General features: G+C 54.5%; 17 protein-coding genes. 9 read left to right on the top strand and 8 right to left on the bottom strand.

The window, feature by feature from the left end:
* Nucleotides 1-89 precede the first annotated feature (89 nt).
* Entirely contained in the window at nucleotides 90-1,016 is a 927-nt protein-coding gene (locus IM290_RS04620; protein WP_017382857.1) for a LysR family transcriptional regulator, read from the top strand.
* On the opposite strand, the gene IM290_RS04615 is transcribed toward IM290_RS04620, so the two are convergent.
* Nucleotides 1,011-1,703, bottom strand: coding sequence for an aspartate/glutamate racemase (locus tag IM290_RS04615; protein ID WP_193041466.1), 693 nt, complete (start codon nucleotides 1,701-1,703; stop codon nucleotides 1,011-1,013). The two genes, IM290_RS04620 and IM290_RS04615, sit on opposite strands and share 6 nt — an antisense overlap.
* Before the next feature lie 135 nt (nucleotides 1,704-1,838).
* Between IM290_RS04615 and IM290_RS04610 the strand changes: the two genes are divergently transcribed.
* Nucleotides 1,839-2,162 carry a cupin domain-containing protein gene (locus tag IM290_RS04610; RefSeq protein ID WP_193041467.1) on the top strand — a complete coding sequence of 108 codons (324 nt, stop codon included), beginning with the start codon at nucleotides 1,839-1,841 and terminating at the stop codon, nucleotides 2,160-2,162.
* Nucleotides 2,163-2,195: 33 nt separating this feature from the next.
* Here IM290_RS04610 and wzz(fepE) read toward each other — a convergent pair whose 3' ends face one another.
* Complete coding sequence (wzz(fepE), locus tag IM290_RS04605; RefSeq protein WP_126513986.1) at nucleotides 2,196-3,332, bottom strand: LPS O-antigen length regulator Wzz(fepE); 1,137 nt, start codon at nucleotides 3,330-3,332, stop codon at nucleotides 2,196-2,198.
* Between the two features lie 544 nt (nucleotides 3,333-3,876).
* Here wzz(fepE) and IM290_RS04600 point away from each other — a divergent pair.
* Genes IM290_RS04600 through IM290_RS04585 form a run of 4 tightly spaced genes read left to right on the top strand, consistent with a single transcriptional unit; the run spans nucleotide 3,877 to nucleotide 8,102 of the window.
* A complete protein-coding gene (locus IM290_RS04600; protein WP_193041468.1) occupies nucleotides 3,877-4,767 on the top strand; it encodes a carbohydrate ABC transporter permease in 891 nt (296 codons plus the stop codon).
* Nucleotides 4,760-5,662 carry a carbohydrate ABC transporter permease gene (locus tag IM290_RS04595; RefSeq protein WP_017692724.1) on the top strand — a complete coding sequence of 301 codons (903 nt, stop codon included), beginning with the start codon at nucleotides 4,760-4,762 and terminating at the stop codon, nucleotides 5,660-5,662. Before IM290_RS04600 ends, IM290_RS04595 begins: the two co-directional genes overlap by 8 nt.
* Nucleotides 5,663-5,674: 12 nt before the next feature.
* The gene (locus IM290_RS04590; protein WP_063412953.1) at nucleotides 5,675-6,802 is read left to right on the top strand and encodes an ABC transporter ATP-binding protein; all 1,128 of its coding nucleotides are present in this window, start codon (nucleotides 5,675-5,677) and stop codon (nucleotides 6,800-6,802) included.
* 13 nt (nucleotides 6,803-6,815) lie between these two features.
* Nucleotides 6,816-8,102: an ABC transporter substrate-binding protein gene (locus IM290_RS04585; RefSeq protein WP_017382862.1), complete on the top strand. Its 1,287-nt coding sequence runs from the start codon at nucleotides 6,816-6,818 to the stop codon at nucleotides 8,100-8,102.
* Between the two features lie 84 nt (nucleotides 8,103-8,186).
* Here the strand turns inward: IM290_RS04585 and IM290_RS04580 are convergent, their stop codons facing one another.
* The 3 genes from IM290_RS04580 to kduI form a co-directional block, all read right to left on the bottom strand.
* Entirely contained in the window at nucleotides 8,187-9,602 is a 1,416-nt protein-coding gene (locus IM290_RS04580; protein ID WP_023295370.1) for a sugar porter family MFS transporter, read from the bottom strand.
* Nucleotides 9,603-9,914: 312 nt separating this feature from the next.
* The gene (gene kduD / locus IM290_RS04575) at nucleotides 9,915-10,676 is read right to left on the bottom strand and encodes a 2-dehydro-3-deoxy-D-gluconate 5-dehydrogenase KduD (RefSeq protein WP_003862835.1); all 762 of its coding nucleotides are present in this window, start codon (nucleotides 10,674-10,676) and stop codon (nucleotides 9,915-9,917) included.
* A gap of 63 nt (nucleotides 10,677-10,739) precedes the next feature.
* The gene (gene kduI / locus IM290_RS04570; protein WP_193041469.1) at nucleotides 10,740-11,576 is read right to left on the bottom strand and encodes a 5-dehydro-4-deoxy-D-glucuronate isomerase; all 837 of its coding nucleotides are present in this window, start codon (nucleotides 11,574-11,576) and stop codon (nucleotides 10,740-10,742) included.
* A gap of 300 nt (nucleotides 11,577-11,876) precedes the next feature.
* Between kduI and IM290_RS04565 the strand changes: the two genes are divergently transcribed.
* On the top strand, nucleotides 11,877-13,052 hold the full coding sequence (locus tag IM290_RS04565; RefSeq protein ID WP_033487612.1) for an oligogalacturonate lyase family protein: 1,176 nt from the start codon (nucleotides 11,877-11,879) through the stop codon (nucleotides 13,050-13,052).
* A 173-nt stretch (nucleotides 13,053-13,225) separates the two neighbouring features.
* On the opposite strand, the gene IM290_RS04560 is transcribed toward IM290_RS04565, so the two are convergent.
* The 3 genes from IM290_RS04560 to IM290_RS04550 form a co-directional block, all read right to left on the bottom strand.
* Entirely contained in the window at nucleotides 13,226-13,909 is a 684-nt protein-coding gene (locus tag IM290_RS04560; RefSeq protein ID WP_003862842.1) for an oligogalacturonate-specific porin KdgM family protein, read from the bottom strand.
* Nucleotides 13,910-14,226: 317 nt separating this feature from the next.
* Nucleotides 14,227-15,405, bottom strand: coding sequence for an acetyl-CoA C-acetyltransferase (locus tag IM290_RS04555; protein WP_193041470.1), 1,179 nt, complete (start codon nucleotides 15,403-15,405; stop codon nucleotides 14,227-14,229).
* Nucleotides 15,406-15,497: 92 nt separating this feature from the next.
* Nucleotides 15,498-16,364, bottom strand: a complete 867-nt coding sequence (locus IM290_RS04550) for a LysR family transcriptional regulator (RefSeq protein ID WP_193041471.1) — start codon at nucleotides 16,362-16,364, stop codon at nucleotides 15,498-15,500.
* Nucleotides 16,365-16,465: 101 nt separating this feature from the next.
* On the opposite strand from IM290_RS04550, the gene IM290_RS04545 reads away from it, so the two are divergent.
* Both IM290_RS04545 and IM290_RS04540 read left to right on the top strand, forming a co-directional pair.
* The gene (locus IM290_RS04545) at nucleotides 16,466-16,930 is read left to right on the top strand and encodes a multidrug/biocide efflux PACE transporter (RefSeq protein WP_032669280.1); all 465 of its coding nucleotides are present in this window, start codon (nucleotides 16,466-16,468) and stop codon (nucleotides 16,928-16,930) included.
* Nucleotides 16,931-17,045: 115 nt separating this feature from the next.
* Nucleotides 17,046-18,275, top strand: a complete 1,230-nt coding sequence (locus tag IM290_RS04540; protein ID WP_015571773.1) for an amino acid permease — start codon at nucleotides 17,046-17,048, stop codon at nucleotides 18,273-18,275.
* Nucleotides 18,276-18,287 lie beyond the last annotated feature (12 nt).

The following is an 18,287-nucleotide window of genomic DNA, read 5'->3' as shown; positions in this document are numbered from 1 at the left end:
ACGCCATAGCCTGGAGAGAATAAAAAATATCGTTTTATCGTGAGTCTATGCAAAAATGATATGGACTACGCTCAGCCATCAGGTGCCCTATGCCCGCCGTTAACCTACGCCATATCGAGATTTTTCATGCGGTAATGACCACCGGCAATCTCACTGAAGCCGCGCACATGCTGCACACCTCGCAGCCGACGGTCAGCCGCGAGCTGGCGCGTTTTGAGAAAGTGCTGGGGCTGAAGCTGTTTGAACGCGCCCGCGGCAGGCTGCATCCAACGGTGCAGGGTTTACGCCTGTTTGAGGAGGTTCAGCGCTCCTGGTACGGGCTGGACAGGATCGTGAGCGCGGCAGAGAGCCTGAGGGAGTTCCGCCAGGGCGAGCTGTCCATCGTCTGCCTGCCGGTCTTTTCCCAGTCATTCCTGCCGGTACTGTTACAGCCGTTTCTGGCCCGCTATCCGGAGGTCAGCCTGACCATCGTGCCGCAGGAGTCGCCGCTGCTGGAGGAGTGGCTTTCGGCCCAGCGCCACGATCTGGGTCTGACCGAAACTCTCGTCACGCCAGCGGGAACGGAACGCACGGAGCTGCTGTCGCTGGATGAGGTCTGCGTGCTACCTGCCAGCCACCCGCTTGCCCACAAAGCGGAGCTGACCCCGGCGGATTTTCACGGTGAGAACTATATCAGCCTGTCGCAGACCGACAGCTACCGGCAGCTTCTGGATGGCCTGTTTGCCGAACATCAGGTGAAGCGGCGGATGGTGATGGAAACGCACAGTGCGGCGTCAATTTGCGCGATGGTGCGCGCAGGCGTGGGTATTTCGGTGGTGAACCCGCTCACGGCCATGGACTACGCCAGCAGCGGCGTGGTTCTGCGCCGTTTTAGCGTTTCGGTTCCCTTTACCGTGAGCCTGATCCGCCCACTGCACCGGCCCGCCTCAGCGCTGGTTGATGCCTTTAGTGAACATCTGATTGCGCACGCGCGTCAGGTGGCGCTTCGCTTACCTGACCTGCAAAAACCTTTATGACAGCATAAACTCCACCGCATCGGCAGCATGGATGGCCGCAGTATCGAAGACCGGTATCGGACTTTGGTCTGTCGGCACCAGCAGGCCAATTTCGGTACAGCCGAAGATGACCCCTTCCGCCCCCTGCTGCGCCAGTTTCTCAATCACGCTGGCATACCAGGCGCGCGACGTTTCGCTGAAGGTGCCCAGACACAGCTCATCAAAAATAATCTGGTTAATGCGCGCCCGGTCAGCCTCTACAGGGATCAGGCTTTCAATCCCGAACTGGCTGTTCAGCCGCCCGCGGTAAAAATCCTGCTCCATGGTGTAGCGCGTCCCCAGCAGCGCCACGCGCGTCATGCCGGCGGCACGTATGGCACGCCCGGTGGCATCCGCGATATGTAAGAACGGCAGCGAACAGCGGTCTTCAATGTGCGACGCCACCTTATGCATGGTGTTGGTACACAGCAGAATACCCTGCGCGCCCGCACGCTCCAGCCCGAGCGCGGCGTCCGCCAGCATCTGCCCGGCTTTGTCCCACTCCCCGCTCGACTGGCAGGCTTCTATTTCATGGAAATCCACGCTGTGCAGCAGCAGGCTGGCCGAATGCAGACCGCCCAGACGCTGTTTGACACCTTCATTAATCAGGCGGTAGTACGGGATCGTTGATTCCCAGCTCATGCCCCCTAACAGACCGATCGTTTTCATCTTTCCTCCTGTGCGTTTCACCCAGTGAAGCAAACTTGTGATCGCCTTTCCAGTTATTTGGCTAAACGTTTCCTTTTCGCCGCGGGTGAGATAAATTAATTGAAACAATGTTTCATTACATAACAGGGCGAAAATATGTTTATTTTCCATAAAGAGACCACGCTTGAGGATCTGGGCCACGGCGTGACGCGTCGTATTCTGGCGCACGACGGCAGGATGATGGCGGTGGAAGTGAATTTCGAGCAAGGCGCAATTGGCCCGATGCATAACCATCCGCATGAGCAGCTCACCTACGTTCTCTCGGGGGAATTTGAGTTCACCATCGGCGAGGAGAAGCATGTGGTGATGGCGGGCGACACCCTCTATAAAGCGCCGCACGTGATGCACGGCTGCGTTTGCCTGAAACCCGGCACCCTGCTGGATACCTTTACGCCGGTTCGCGAAGATTTCCTGAAATAAAAAAAGGCGCTCAGTTGAGCGCCTTTTTTGATGTTATTCCGTAACCGGCTCAGGAAGTTGTTCCGGCAGCGGGTTGCGGGTGCTCATTGCCTCGCGCAGCAGCACGCTGCCACAGGCGAACAGTCCACCCAGAATACACGCCAGCAGCACGATCAGGGCTTTGCCCGGGCCATCTTTTTTCACCGGCATAGAAGGTGAAAGCTGGTATTTGAACGGCTCCAGGCTCACATCTTCGAAGGAAAGTTTTTGCAGCTGTGCCAGATAGTATTCGCGGTTCTGGAAATCGGCGTTCAGCTCAGAAACGTCCTTCAGATTTTTTTCAATCTGCAATTTCTGCGCAATCCCGTCCGCACCGAGGGCGACGGAATAATCCGGATCGTCTTTCACCGCCTGTCCATTGCTGTAGACCGGCTTTTTGATCCCCGCCGCGTTCGCCACTTCCAGCGAGTAGTTCAGGCGTTGCAGGTTGGTATTATGGATATTTGTCAGACGGACCCGATCCAGCTCCAGCTGCTGCTGAACCGTTTTGGTTCTCAGGATCAGCTGATCGCGAATGTTTTGCATGGTCTCCTGCTCGACGATGCGGGAGATGTACTGAATGTAACCCTTCAACACTTTCTGCGCGTCCTCTGCCGTTGGGGCAGTGAAGCTTAACGTCCAGGAGAGGTACGGTGCTTTATCGGCATTTTTTTCCTGCGTGTTATCAACGGCTTTCATCTTTTCGGCAATATTGACCACCGCGCGGTGCAGCTCCAGCGGGTCAACCTGAGCGCCATCGAGCTGAGCCATCACGTAAGGTGAGCTCTTCATGTACTCTTCAAGCAGAGACTGGGACTGAAACTTTTTAACAAACAGATTAAACACATCCGCACGGGTAATTTTCACGTCGACATCAAGCACCTGGAGCGCCACCATCATCTGGCGTAGCGAACTCCACTGCGTCTGTTCCGCGGGCGTAATGACCGCTTTACTGGTCCATTTTTGCGGTATCAGAAAGGCGATTGCCAGGCCGACCAGTGCAAATGCAAAGACAATAGTGATGATGCGTTTTTTTGCTGCCAGCAGGACGTCCAGCAGACCCAGAAGATCTATTTCTTTAGCGCTGACCGCCGGGGGAGCATAGTGAGGAAAGTTGAGATCCGTATGTTTTTTGAAATCCATCGCTGACATAACTGTTCTTCTTTTAAGGATGCAGTGAAATTCTGCCTGACTGGTTCCGGTGTAACAAATCATACAAGAATGTAAGAATTATCTGAATGACGAATTGGTACATCTGTAGACCTGCTATCAGATCTGGTAGTTAGCCACGCTGCGTGACTATTCTTATTCCCGCTCCCTTTTTGCTTCGTTATCTCTTCCTCATGGCCGGCGGCAAAGCTTCGTGAAAAGTCAAAAATGCCACCTCCCTCACTATATTGAAACAGCGTTTCGACGCCGATCACATTTCCACCATTAAGCGAATGACGCAGAAATAAATCGCAATAATATAAAATAAAACGATGTTTTAGTATCCAAGAACGCCGGTTCAGCTCTTTTGAAACCAGAAGCGCTTACAGCACAAAGAAAGACAAAAAAGCGTTAAAAAACAAACGTAGATTTCGCCGTTGCCAGACGTTGCACCCTGAATTTCAGCTCTCATGCCGCGCATCGCAGGCCTGGGAAAATGTAACAAAGCAGATTTCGTATTAAACCATTGATTGCCAGGTAGGTATGTATGAATGAAAACAAGCTGCTGGGGCTCGCATGGATATCACCCTACATCATCGGGCTGATACTCTTTACGGCATTCCCCTTCGTCTCATCGTTTTTCCTCAGCTTTACGGATTACGATTTGATGAGTCCGCCGGTGTTTAACGGCATTGAAAACTATCGCTACATGTTTACCGAAGACACGCTCTTCTGGAAATCCATGGGCGTGACCTTTGCCTATGTATTTTTAACCATCCCGTTAAAGCTCGCCTTTGCATTAGGAATTGCCTTTGTCCTGAACTTTAAATTACGCGGCATCGGCTTTTTCCGAACGGCCTACTATATTCCGTCGATCCTCGGCAGCTCCGTCGCCATTGCCGTATTGTGGCGCGCCTTATTTGCCATTGATGGTCTGCTGAACAGCTTTATCGGTGTATTTGGCTTTGATTCGGTGAACTGGCTGGGCGAGCCGTCGCTGGCGCTGATGTCCGTTACCCTGCTGCGCGTCTGGCAGTTCGGTTCCGCGATGGTCATCTTCCTGGCCGCGCTGCAAAACGTACCGCAGTCCCAGTATGAAGCGGCAATGATCGATGGCGCATCGAAATGGCAGATGTTCATGAAGGTGACCGTGCCGCTGATTACGCCGGTGATCTTCTTCAACTTCATCATGCAGACCACGCAGGCGTTCCAGGAATTTACCGGGCCGTACGTCATTACCGGCGGCGGGCCAACCTATTCGACCTATCTGTTCTCGCTCTACATCTACGACACCGCGTTCAAGTATTTCGATATGGGCTATGGCGCGGCGCTGGCGTGGATCCTGTTCCTGGTGGTGGCCGTCTTCGCCGGTATCGCCTTTAAGTCGTCGAAATACTGGGTGTTTTACTCAGCCGATAAAGGAGGCAAAAATGGCTGATATTCAACAACTCTCCACGGCAAGAAGCGTCGCCGAACGCGAAGTGGCCCGCACGCTGCGCAGAGAGAAAATCAACGCCTCCGTTCGCTATGTGATCCTGCTGGTTGTCGGCCTGCTGATGCTTTACCCGCTGGTGTGGATGTTCTCCGCGTCGTTCAAACCGAACCACGAGATCTTCACCACCCTGAGCCTGTGGCCAGCCCACGCCACCTGGGATGGTTTCGTGAACGGCTGGAAAACCGGCACCGAGTACAACTTCGGCCATTACATGCTGAATACCTTTAAGTATGTGATCCCGAAAGTGATCCTGACCATTATCTCCTCCACCATCGTGGCGTACGGCTTTGCCCGCTTCGAGATCCCGTGGAAGAAGTTCTGGTTCGCCACGCTCATCACTACCATGCTACTGCCCAGCACCGTGCTGCTGATCCCGCAGTACCTCATGTTCCGTGAAATGGGCATGCTCAACAGCTATATGCCGCTGTACCTGCCGCTGGCCTTCGCCACTCAGGGGTTCTTCGTCTTCATGCTGATCCAGTTCCTGCGCGGCGTCCCGCGAGACATGGAAGAGGCGGCGCAGATTGACGGCTGTAACTCCTTCCAGGTGCTGTGGTACGTGGTGGTACCGATCCTGAAACCGGCCATTATCTCCGTCGCCCTGTTCCAGTTCATGTGGTCCATGAACGACTTTATCGGGCCGCTGATTTACGTCTACAGCGTGGATAAATACCCCATCGCACTGGCGCTGAAAATGTCCATCGACGTCACCGAAGGCGCGCCGTGGAACGAAATTCTGGCAATGGCGAGCATCTCCATTCTGCCATCCATCATTGTCTTCTTCCTGGCACAGCGCTACTTCGTACAGGGCGTCACCAGCAGCGGAATTAAAGGTTAAGAGGGAAATACCATGGCTGAAGTTATTTTCAACAAGCTGGAAAAGGTCTACTCCAACGGCTTTAAAGCGGTACACGCTATCGATCTTAAAATTGCTGAAGGGGAATTCATGGTGATTGTCGGGCCGTCCGGCTGCGCCAAATCCACGACCCTGCGCATGCTGGCGGGGCTGGAAACCATCAGCGGCGGCGAGGTGCGCATCGGCGACAAGATCGTGAACAACCTCGCGCCGAAGGAGCGCGGTATTGCAATGGTGTTCCAGAACTACGCCCTCTATCCGCACATGACGGTGCGCGAGAATCTGGCCTTTGGTCTCAAGCTGAGCAAACTGCCGAAAGAACAGATTGAGTCTCAGGTGAATGAAGCCGCCAAAATTCTTGAGCTGGAAGAGCTGCTCGACCGCCTGCCGCGCCAGCTTTCCGGCGGCCAGGCGCAGCGCGTGGCGGTAGGCCGTGCGATTGTGAAAAAGCCGGATGTGTTCCTGTTCGATGAGCCGCTTTCAAACCTCGACGCCAAACTGCGCGCTTCGATGCGTATCCGTATTTCTGACCTGCACAAGCAGCTGAAGAAATCGGGTAAACCGGCGACCACCGTTTACGTGACCCACGACCAGACCGAAGCGATGACCATGGGCGACCGCATCTGCGTGATGAAGCTCGGCCATATCATGCAGGTCGATACGCCGGACAACCTCTACCACAAGCCGAAGAACATGTTCGTGGCGGGCTTTATCGGCGCGCCGGAGATGAATATACGCAAAAGCGTGCTGGTCGAAAAAGCGGGCCAGCTGCACATCGCCATTGGCGATGAAACCATGCCGCTGAACGCGGAGAAGCAGGAGAAAGTCGCGGCTTACGCGGGTCAGGAGATCTTCTACGGCGTGCGCCCGGAATTTGTGTCGCTCTCTGATGAGCCCTTCCCGAATGGCGGCTGTAGCGGGGAGATGGTGCGCGTGGAGAACATGGGCCACGAATTCTTTGTGTACCTGAAGGTCGCGGACTACGAACTGACCGCCCGAATCCCGTCCGATGAAGCTAAGCCAATGATTGATAAAGGGCTTCATCGTAAGGTGTATTTCACGTTTGAGATGAACAAGTGTCATATTTTTGACGCAAAAACTGAACAGAACCTCTCTCTCTGATGGAGTGATAAAAATGAAAAAAGTGCTTTTAAGCGCAGCAATCTCCGCGACCCTGGGCCTTACCGCTTTGCCATCGATGGCGCAGAATGTGGATTTACGGATGTCCTGGTGGGGCGGCAATGGCCGTCACCAGGTCACTCTGAAAGCGCTGGAAGAGTTCCATAAGCAGAACCCGGACATCAACGTAAAAGCGGAATACACCGGCTGGGACGGTCACCTCTCCCGTCTGACCACCCAGATTGCGGGCGGCACCGAGCCGGACGTGATGCAGACCAACTGGAACTGGCTGCCGATCTTCTCCAAAACCGGTGACGGCTTCTACGATCTGAACAAGATGAAGGACGTGATCGACCTGTCGCAGTTCGATCCCAAAGAGCTGCAAACCACCACCGTGGACGGCAAGCTGAACGGCATTCCGATCTCGGTGACGGCGCGCGTGTTCTACTTCAATGACGAAACCTGGAAAAAAGCGGGTATTGCGTACCCGAAAACCTGGGACGAGCTGATGGCGGCCGGTAAAACCTTCGAGAGCAAGCTCGGCAAGCAATACTATCCGGTGATCCTGGAGCACCAGGATACGCTGGCGCTGCTGAATTCGTACATGATCCAGAAGTACAACATTCCTGCGGTGGATGAGAAAACCAAAAAGTTCAGCTACACAAAGGAACAGTGGGTGGAGTTTTTCCAGACCTACAAAAAGCTGATCGACAGCCACGTCATGCCGGACACCAAATACTATGCCTCGTTCGGTAAGAGCAACATGTATGAGATGAAGCCGTGGATCCAGGGTGAATGGGGCGGCACCTACATGTGGAACTCCACCATCAACAAATATTCCGACAACCTGAAGCCACCGGCGAAACTGGAGCTGGGCAGCTACCCAATGCTGCCGGGCGCCACCGACGCGGGTCTGTTCTTCAAACCGGCGCAGATGCTGTCGATTGGTAAGACGACCAAAAACCCGGAAGCGGCAGCGAAGCTGATTAACTTCCTGCTCAACAGCAAAGAAGGGGTCGATACGCTGGGTCTTGAGCGCGGCGTGCCGTTGAGCAAAGTGGCGGTGCAGTATCTGACCGAAGACGGCACCATTAAAGAGGACGATCCATCCGTGGCGGGCCTGCGCCTGGCGCAGTCGCTGCCGGCGAAACTCACCGTCTCGCCATACTTTGACGACCCACAGATTGTGGCGCAGTTCGGTACTTCTTTGCAGTATATCGACTACGGGCAGAAAACCGTGGAAGAGACGGCCGCTGACTTCCAGCGTCAGGCGGAGCGTATTTTGAGACGTGCGATGCGGTAAACACAAAGCCGGGTGGCGGCTACGCCTTACCCGGCCTACAGGCTATCGTAGGCCCGGTAAGCGAAGCGCCACCGGGCAATGACATTACACGCCGATATTACGTAGTTTCTCCCCTCTCATCAGCTTGCGTTCAATATGCTCCAGGGTCACGCCTTTGGTTTCCGGAATCAGCCAGAAGGTCACGCCGATAAATGCCACGTTCAGCACCGTATAGAGCCAGAAGGTGCCTGCCGCTCCAATCGCATCCAGCAGCGTCAGGAAGGTCGCGCCAATGATCATGTTAGACACCCAGTTGGTGGTGGTGGAACAGGTGATACCAAAGTCACGGCATTTCAGCGGCTGAATTTCAGAGCACAGGATCCACACCACCGGCGCGGCGCTCATCGCGTAACCGGCGATGCACATCATGGTCATGCCGACGGAGAGCCAGGAGAGGCCGCTTGACGCCGTGCCGTTATCGAACTGCATCAGGCAGTAGCCGAGTATTAAGGTGCCGAGCGCCATCACGCTAAAGCCAATTTTCAGGGCCGGTTTACGTCCGGCCTTATCAACGGTGAACACCGCGATAAAGGTGGCGAACATAAAGGTCAGCCCTACCACCAGCGTGGCGATCATCTGCTGTTCGGTGGTGGTAAAACCGGCCATTTTAAAGATGCGTGGGGCGTAATACATGATGATGTTCATCCCCGTGAACTGCTGCATCGCCTGTAACAGCATGCCGAGGAACACCGCGCGGCGCACGTTGCGGTTTGCCTTAAACAGCGACCAGCCGCCCTGCTTCAGCTTCAGGCTCTCGCGGATTTCGTTCAGCTCTTCACGCGCTTTTTCAGACGTGTCGCGCAGCATTCGCAGCACCTCTTCCGCCTCCACGTGACGCCCTTTTTGCGCCAGCCAGCGCGGGCTGTTCGGCAGGAAAATGACTAACACAATCAGCAGCACCGCAGGCAGCGCCAGCACGCCAAGCATTGCCCGCCAGTTGCCGCTGTAGCTGAAGTATGTATCCGACAGGAACGCCAGCACGATACCGAGCGTCACCATCAGCTGGTACATGCTGATCATCTTCCCGCGCACGTTTTCGCTCGCCATTTCGGAGAGGTAAAGCGGCGCGGTGTAGGACGCGATACCCACCGCCACGCCCAGCAGCACGCGGGAGAGCAGCAGCACCTCAACGTTGATGGCAAACGCCGAGCCAATGGAACCGGCAACAAACAGGATCGCCCCAACCATCAGGCTGTATTTGCGCCCGAGACGGAACGACAGCCAGCCGTTAAATAGTGCGCCGATGGCCGCACCCAGCATCATGCTGCTCACCACCCACTCTTGCAGGCGGTTGCTTAACGTAAAGTGGTCGGTAATAAAGGGCAGTGCGCCAGCGATAACGCCGATATCCAGACCAAACAGTAAACCGGCTACGGCGGCCGCAACAGAAACAAACTGGTTCATGCGTCGGGTATCGCGCAGCGCAGCGGGCATAAGGGTAGAGTCATTTACAGATGTCATAGTTTCCTGCCTCAACAGCGAAATTCGTTAAGTGAAATTACGAGATACCGGAAGAAAGTGTCAGGCCGGAACTGGTGAAGATATGGATTATTTCGCTACGACATACCGATCTGTGATGGACATTACAATTTCAAATCAGGGTGGTTTAACCTTATTTTTTATTAATTAGTTAATATTTAAGCAATAAATGTGTGATGCCTGTCATTCATTCCTTTTCAGTATGGATTTTTCATCTTTAAGGATATGGATAAAGCCAATTTTGGCGCAAAAAAAACCTCCACCCGAGGGCAGAGGTTCTTTATTCGGGGTGAATTATCGTGCCAGCCAGCCGCCGTCAACGGCAACGGTGTAGCCGTTAATATAATCCGAAGCCGGGGACGCCAGGAACACAACCGGGCCCATCAGATCGCTCGGCAGACCCCAGCGACCCGCTGGAATACGCTCCAGGATTGCCGCGCTGCGCTCTTCATCCGCACGCAGCTGCTGGGTATTGTTGGTGGCCATGTAGCCCGGCGCAATCGCGTTGACGTTGATGTTGTGCTGCGCCCACTCGTTCGCCAGCAGACGGGTCACGCCCATCACGGCACTCTTCGATGCGGTGTAAGACGGCACGCGGATGCCGCCCTGGAAAGAGAGCATGGAGGCAATATTGATGATCTTGCCCCCTTTCCCCTGGGCGATGAAGTGCTTCGCAGCCGCCTGGGACATAAAGAACACGCTCTTGATGTTCAGATTCATCACGTCGTCCCAGTCCGTTTCGCTGAAGTTAATCGCGTCTTCACGACGGATCAGGCCGGCGTTGTTGACCAGAATATCGATATGCCCAAACTCCGCCACCGCGCGATCCAGCAGCTCAGGGATCGCATCGATTTTGCGCAGGTCCGCGGTCAGGCTCAGGAAACGGCGGCCCAGTGCGGTAACGCGCTCGATGGTTTCCGTTGGCTCAACGATGTTAATCCCGACGATATCGCAGCCCGCTTCAGCCAGACCTAACGCCATACCCTGCCCCAGCCCGGTGTCACAACCGGAAACCACAGCCACTTTACCTTGCAGAGAAAATGCATCCAGAATCATGTTTATTCCTTAATCGTTCAGCGCCTGTCAGCAACAGGCAGATATATACTTAACTGCCTGCGACTAGCGCAGATCCTTAACAGCGACGTGGTCCATGTCATCGAAGACCTGGTTTTCACCGACCATACCCCAGATAAAGGTATAGGCTTTCGTTCCCACACCAGAGTGGATAGACCAGCTCGGCGAAATGACCGCCTGCTCGTTGTGCATAACGATATGGCGCGTCTCCTGCGGCTGTCCCATCATGTGGAACACGCAGACGTCTTCATCCATGTTGAAATAGAAGTAGACCTCCATGCGCCGCTCGTGGGTATGGCACGGCATGGTGTTCCACAGGTTGCCCGGCGCAAGCTCGGTCAGCCCCATGCTGAGCTGACAGGTTTCCAGCACATCCGGAACAAAGTATTTGTTGATGGTGCGACGGTTGCTGGTGAGGTTATCGCCAAGGGTCACCGGGGCAACATCCGCTGGCGTGACTTTTTTGGTGGGGTAAGTCGTATGAGCCGGGGCGCAGTTGTAGTAAAACTTCGCCGGTTTGCTGCCATCAATGCTGGCGAACACCACTTCTTTCGCCCCTTTGCCGACGTACAGCGCGTCGCGGTGACCAATTTCGTAGCACTGGCCATCAACGGTAATGGTGCCCGGCCCGCCGATGTTAATCACGCCCAGTTCACGGCGTTCGAGGAAGTAGCTTACGCCCAGCTGTTTGCCCACTTCACCGCCCACGGAGACGGTTTTCGCCACCGGCATAATCCCGCCCACAATAATGCGGTCAATATGGCTGTAGACCATGGTGTACTTGTCGGCTTCGAACACTTGCTCAACTAAAAACTCACTGCGCAGCCCCTGAGTATCCAGCGTTTTAGCGTGCGCACTGTGGATGCTTTGTCTGACGTCCACGTAAACCTCCAGAATTGATCGTGCCCGAAGGCAAAGATAATTAACGAAACAACGTTCCGTTTTCGTGATGAACACATATTATCCCCTGACCACGGGGTTTTCAATTGCATTTAAAACAACGTTTCATTTTTTCTGCTTGTTTATGCCAGAAATGGTGTTTCGATCACGATAAATCTTTAAGACCCTCAATCTGGTTAATGAAACTGAGAAAGTGCGCTGTCAGTCACATATAATGAAACAACGTTTTGATAATTTATCACCTAGTTTTCAACCTACATTACGCGTTCAAAGGAGTGCATTATGGCTAAAGGTATGCGGGTCAAGCTGAACTATGAGGTCAGCCGCGATCCGGATACAGGCGTGGAAGTCACCCGCCTGACCCCACCGGAAGTAACCTGTCATCGCAACTACTTTTACCAGAAGTGCTTCTTTAACGATGGCAGCCACCTGCTGTTCGCCGGGGAGTTCGACGGTCACTGGAACTATTACCTGTTGGATCTGAAAAACGCCGAAGCGGTACAGTTGACCGAAGGCGCGGGCGATAACACCTTTGGCGGGTTCCTCTCTCCGGACGATAAATCCCTCTACTATGTGAAGAACGATCGCACCCTGCTGGAGGTGGATTTACAGACGCTGGCAGAGCGCGAAGTGTACCGCGTCCCGGAAGAGTGGGTCGGCTACGGCACCTGGGTCGCGAACAGCGACTGCACCAAACTGGTGGGTATTGAGATTGCCAGACGCGACTGGACGCCACTCAACGACTGGAAAATTTTCCACGACTTCTTCCACAAAGGGCCGCACTGCCGCCTGCTGCGCGTTGATCTGAAAACGGGTGAAAGCACCACCATTCATGACGAGAAGATCTGGCTGGGACATCCAATATATCGCCCGTTCGATGACAATACCGTGGCCTTCTGTCATGAAGGGCCACACGACCTGGTCGACGCCCGCATGTGGCTGGTGAACGAAGATGGCAGCAACGTGCGGAAAGTGAAAACGCACGCGGAAGGTGAAAGCTGTACACATGAATTTTGGGTGCCGGACGGGTCCGCGCTGATCTACGTTTCTTACCTGAAAGGTCAGCAAGGGCGCACAATCTCCCGCTTCAACCCGGACACCGGCGTGAATGAAGCGGTAATGAATATGCCCGCCTGTTCGCACCTGATGAGCAACGTCGACGGCACCCTGCTGGTTGGCGACGGCTCCGGTACGCCTGTCGATGTGAAAGACACCGGCGGCTACACCATTGATAACGATCCTTATCTGTATGCCTTTGACGTGGCTAAGAAAGCCTGTTACCGCATCGCCCGTCATGACACCTCATGGGCTACGGTGGCGAACAGCCGCCAGGTAACCCACCCGCATCCGTCCTTCACGCCGGACGAAAAAGCGGTGCTGTACAGTTCCGATAAAGACGGCAAACCGGCCCTCTATATCGCGAAACTCCCCGAGCAACCTGAAATGTTGCATGCCTGACTTGAGTTAGTGTTTCTGTAACTGGCCTTGCCCTCCGATTCGGAGGGCTTTTTTTTGAGTGATTGCGCGACATACGAAACGACGGAGTGGAAGGAAGGTGTAGGTCGGATAAGAAGGTGTAGGCCGGGTAAGCGTTAGCGCCACCCGGCGGTTTTAGCGAAGAAGATAAATTATCAGAAGGAGTACGCCACGCCTAAACGGAACCGGGTCTGGCGTTCGTCCGTGTCTTTAACCCCCACGTTGCCCACCTCCACATACGGCGCCCAGTTTTTATCCCATTTGTAGGCCAGCTTGGCGTTATATTCGTTGGAATAATCTTTATTGTTATTTCGGGCCACGCCTTCAGAACTTTTCGCGTAAACATAGTTCAGCTCGGTACGCCAGTCACCTAATACCCAACCGACCCACGCATCGCCACGGTTAACTTTATCGTCGTCCTTATTTGAGCTTGACGGGTAGCGGGTATATTCGTAACGGTAACGCGCAGCCACGTAGAAGCCATTATCGAAGCTATATTGCACATGCAGATTCGGTTTATAAATGGTGCGGCTGTCTGTGCTTTCAATCGTAAATGCAGGGGTCAGGGCGATATTGTCTGTCGCTTTCCAGCGCCAGCTAATCTGATCTTCGTGACCGTTCCCCACTACATCCGCGAATGGCTGATCTGCCTTGTCCCCGCCTGATTTCCACTTCGCCTCGACTGAAAAACCGAAGCCATTATCAAAGCGGTGCGAGACGGCAACACGGTCGGCATTCGAGCCGCTGTCAATATATTCGTGACGCAGATCGACGGTAACGGCGCTAGCCGCAAAAGAGGCACTAATAAGGGAAGCAAGGAGCAGAGATTTCTTAAACATGAAAAAACCCTCAATTAAAATAACGTTTCGTTTTTATGAAACTTGAGTTTATTTTTTATGCACCGTTATTTTAGTGACAAGGATCGAAATTATTTGTTTCATTTTTTTTGGCAAAGATCGACGTGAACCCCATCAACAAAAAAAGGGTATCAACCGTAAATTTCAGGCGTGAGATCACATTAAGCACTTCACAAAGCCAATAATTAACTGCGCAATAATTATTGCGGGCTTCAGAAAGAACGCATAAGTGTTAAAAAAGGATTCTGCGGACACAAAAAAACCTCCCGTGGGAGGCTTTCTGTGCGCAGAGGGGGAAATTACCGTTCGATAGCGAGGGCCACCCCCTGCCCTCCGCCAATACAGAGCGTTGCGATCCCTTTTCGGGCGTTACGCTTTTTCATTTCGTGGACCAGAGACACCAGAATGCGGCAGCCGGAGGCGCCAATGGGATGGCCCAACGCGATCGCACCGCCGTTAACGTTGACCCGCAGCGGTTCCCATTCCAGCATTTTCCCGACCGAGATCGCCTGTGCAGCAAAAGCTTCGTTGACCTCAATCAGATCCACATCGTTCAGCTCCCAGCCCGCCCGCTCCAGGCAGCGGCGCGTGGCATAGACCGGGGCAATCCCCATTAACGCGGGATCAACGCCCACGCTGGCAAACGCTTTGATCCGCGCCAGCACCGGCAGCGCCAGCTCCTGGGCTTTGCTTTCACTCATCATCATCACCGCCGCCGCACCGTCGTTAATGGATGAGGCGTTGCCTGCCGTTACAGAACCGAGCGTTTCAAAGGCCGGATTGAGTTTTGCCAGCCCTTCTGCGCTGGCATCGGTGCGCGGCTGCTCGTCGGTATCGACGATGAGCGCTTCGCCGTTCTGGCGCTGGGTACTGACCGGGACAATTTCATCGCGAAAACGACCGGAGTCGATCGCTGCACGCGCTTTTTGCTGTGAGCTGAGGGCATAAGCATCCTGAAGCTCGCGGCTGATACCGTATTCCCGCGCCAGGTTTTCCGCCGTTACGCCCATATGGTAGTCATTGAAGGCGTCCCACAGCCCGTCGTGAACCAGGCTGTCAAGCAGCTGACTGTTCCCGAGCTGCGCGCCGGTCCGGCTGTCGGTCAGGACATGCGGGGCGCGGCTCATATTCTCCTGCCCGCCGGCAATGACCACATCCGCTTCACCACACTGGATGGCCTGCGTTGCAAGATGGAGCGCTTTCAAACCTGAACCACAGACATCGTTGATGGTAATTGCCGAAACGGTATTAGGCAGTCCGCCCTTCAGCGCCGCCTGGCGCGCAGGGTTTTGTCCCGCGCCAGCGGTCAGCACCTGGCCCAGGATCACCTCATCAATTTCATGTGCGGCAATCCCGCTGCGTTCCACCAGCGCTCTTACCACCACGCTGCCAAGATCAACCGCAGAGTGACGCGCAAGCGCTCCCTGAAAACAGCCGATAGCCGTACGTAACGCACCCACTATAACGACATCTTTCATCACGACCTCTGTGCAAAATGACATGACGATAGTAGAGGATTGTTATCAACAATTGACGCAAATGTTTAAAATTAGTGAGTTTAGTCACAGGATTATCGTGCGTCCTGCAAGTACTGGCGCAGCCAGCTTCCGGCGACGCCGGGCGGGGTTCGTTTGTTCCATACCAGATCGATGGCAATCGACCTCGGCCAGCCCGGCACGTTCAGCTGCACCAGCGATTTCGACGCGGCAAATTCGTCGACCAGCGCGCAGGGTAACGCGCACCAGCCAAAGCCCTGTACCGCCATGCTCAGCAGTAACAGATAATTCGGCGCAGACCAGACCGGCCCGCGCGAAAGGGGCGCTTCCCGTTCAAGATAGGTGCTCAGCCGCAGCTCGCGCCAGCCAAGCAGCTCGTCCGCCTGCGTCTCATGTTGCCCTGCCAGAGGATGTCCGGCAGAAACGTAGATGGCCATCCGCGTCTGCATAGGCAGACGGGTCGCGCCAATATCGGTCGGGTAGCTGTCGCGCGCTTCCGTCAGGCCAATTTGCGCCCGCTCCTTTTGCAGCAGATCGATCACGTCCTCCTCTTCTCCAATCAGGCACTCAAATTCCGTGTGCGGAAAACGCTGGTCGAACTGGCTCATCATCTCTTCCAGCACGGCCGGGTTAAGCGTATCGGAGAGAACAAAGGTAAAACGCGCCTCCGTTTGCGCGGTTAAAGATACGGCCAGCTCATCCAGGCGCGCGCTGGCGGCGAGTATCGACTGGACATAGCCCAGCACCTGTTCACCCTGGGCGGTTAATACCGGATGACGCGCCGAGCGATCGAACAGCTCAAAGCCAAGGTCAGCTTCAAGGTTGGCGATGGAGGTGCTGATGGTGGACTGGCTTTTACGCAGCCGTCGTGCCGCAGCAGAAAACGATCCTGCGGCGACAGTTTCAACAAACGCGGTCAGTGCTTCGGGAGAGTATCGCATGATGTATCTACTTTATCGATGGATACCATCTTTTATATATCACCTTAAGCGATAAGAATAGGCCGCATCAACGCCCATACTGGCGTCAATATGAGGTAAATATGCAACATCAGGATGCACTCCAACGTAAATTGCCGGAGCGGATCTTCCATGCCGTCTGTTTTGAAGGCATTGCTACGGCGATCCTCGCCCCGACGGCCGCGTGGCTAATGCAGCGCTCGGTGGTTGAAATGGGGGGTCTCACCATTATTCTGGCGACCACGGCAATGCTCTGGAACATTATCTATAACTTTGGCTTCGACCGTTTCTGGCCCGTCCAGCGGGTGAAGCGCACGGCGAAAGTGCGCGCCCTGCATGCCCTGGGTTTTGAATGCGGCTTTATTGTGATTGGCGTAACCATCGTTGCCGCCGTGCTGGGCGTGACGCTGCTCCAGGCTTTTACCCTGGAAATTGGTTTCTTTCTGTTCTTCCTGCCGTACACCATGCTCTACAACTGGGCGTACGACACCCTGCGGGATAAAATCATCAAGCGCCGCCAGCAACGACGCGCCCTGGCAAGCGAATAACCTTCCGGCCGGAGACCTGCTCCGGCCCCCCCCTGCGAAGCAACGGCGACCTCAACGCATAATTATGGTAAATTGCACTCCTTTTTGTTCGTTTTATAGTTGATACGTTGCTCTAATGTCGAAAATTTGGTCAAAAGAAGAGACTCTCTGGAGTTTCGCCCTCTACGGCACTGCCGTGGGCGCAGGAACCCTGTTCTTGCCCATTCAGCTCGGCTCTGCTGGCGCGATTGTCCTGCTGATCACCGCCCTTGTGGCGTATCCCTTAACCTACTGGCCGCATAAAGCGCTGGCGCAATTTATTCTGTCGTCGAAGACGAAAGGCAACGAAGGGATCACCGGTGCCGTTTCCCATTACTACGGCAAAAAGATCGGCAACCTGATCACCACGCTCTATTTTGTGGCCTTCTTTGTGGTAGTTCTGATTTACGCGGTGGCGATAACCAACTCACTCACTGAACAGCTGGCGAAACGGATGACGGTGGATACCGGCATGCGGATGCTGGTGAGCTTTGGCGTGGTGCTGATTTTGAATCTGATCTTCCTGATGGGGCGGCACATCACCATTAAGGTGATGGGTTTCCTTGTCTTTCCGCTGATCGCCTATTTTCTGTTTGTCTCGCTGTATCTGACGGGCAGCTGGCAGCCGTCGCTGCTGACCAGCCAGATGGCCTTCGACCAGCATACGCTGCACCAGGTGTGGATTTCGATCCCGGTGATGGTTTTCGCTTTTAGCCATACTCCGATCATCTCGACCTTCGCCGTAGACCGTCGCGAGAAATACGGTGAAGAGGCGATGGGTAAATGCAAAAAAATCATGAAAGTGGCGTACCTGATCATCTGCCTCAGCGTGCTGTTCTTTGTGTTCAGTTGCCTGCTTTCGATTCCACCGTCGTATATCGTGGCGGCAAAAGAGGAAGGGGTGACGATCCTGTCCGCGCTGTCGATGATGCCATCGTCCCCGGCATGGCTGGGCATTTCCGGCATTATCGTGGCGATTATTGCGATGTCGAAATCGTTCCTCGGCACCTATTTTGGCGTGATTGAAGGGGCAACGGAAATTGTGAAATCGTCGCTGAATCAGGTGGGTGTGAAGAAAAGCCGCGCCTTTAACCGCGCGATTTCGATTCTCGGCGTGTCGCTGATTACCTTTGCGGTCTGCTGCATCAACCCGAATGCGATCTCAATGATTTACGCCATCAGCGGTCCGCTTATCGCCATGATCCTGTTCATCATGCCGACGCTGTCGACGTACCTGATCCCGTCATTAAAACCGTACCGCTCCATCGGTAACCTGCTGACGCTGATTGTGGGTGTGCTGTGTGTGTCGGTGATGTTTGTGGGTTGAGTATGCTGCCCG

This window comes from Enterobacter cloacae complex sp. S1 (assembly GCF_014930525.1).
GTDB lineage: Bacteria > Pseudomonadota > Gammaproteobacteria > Enterobacterales > Enterobacteriaceae > Enterobacter > Enterobacter hormaechei_C.
Note: the sequence above shows the minus strand (reverse complement) of the source record. Positions and strands in the feature narration are given on the sequence as shown.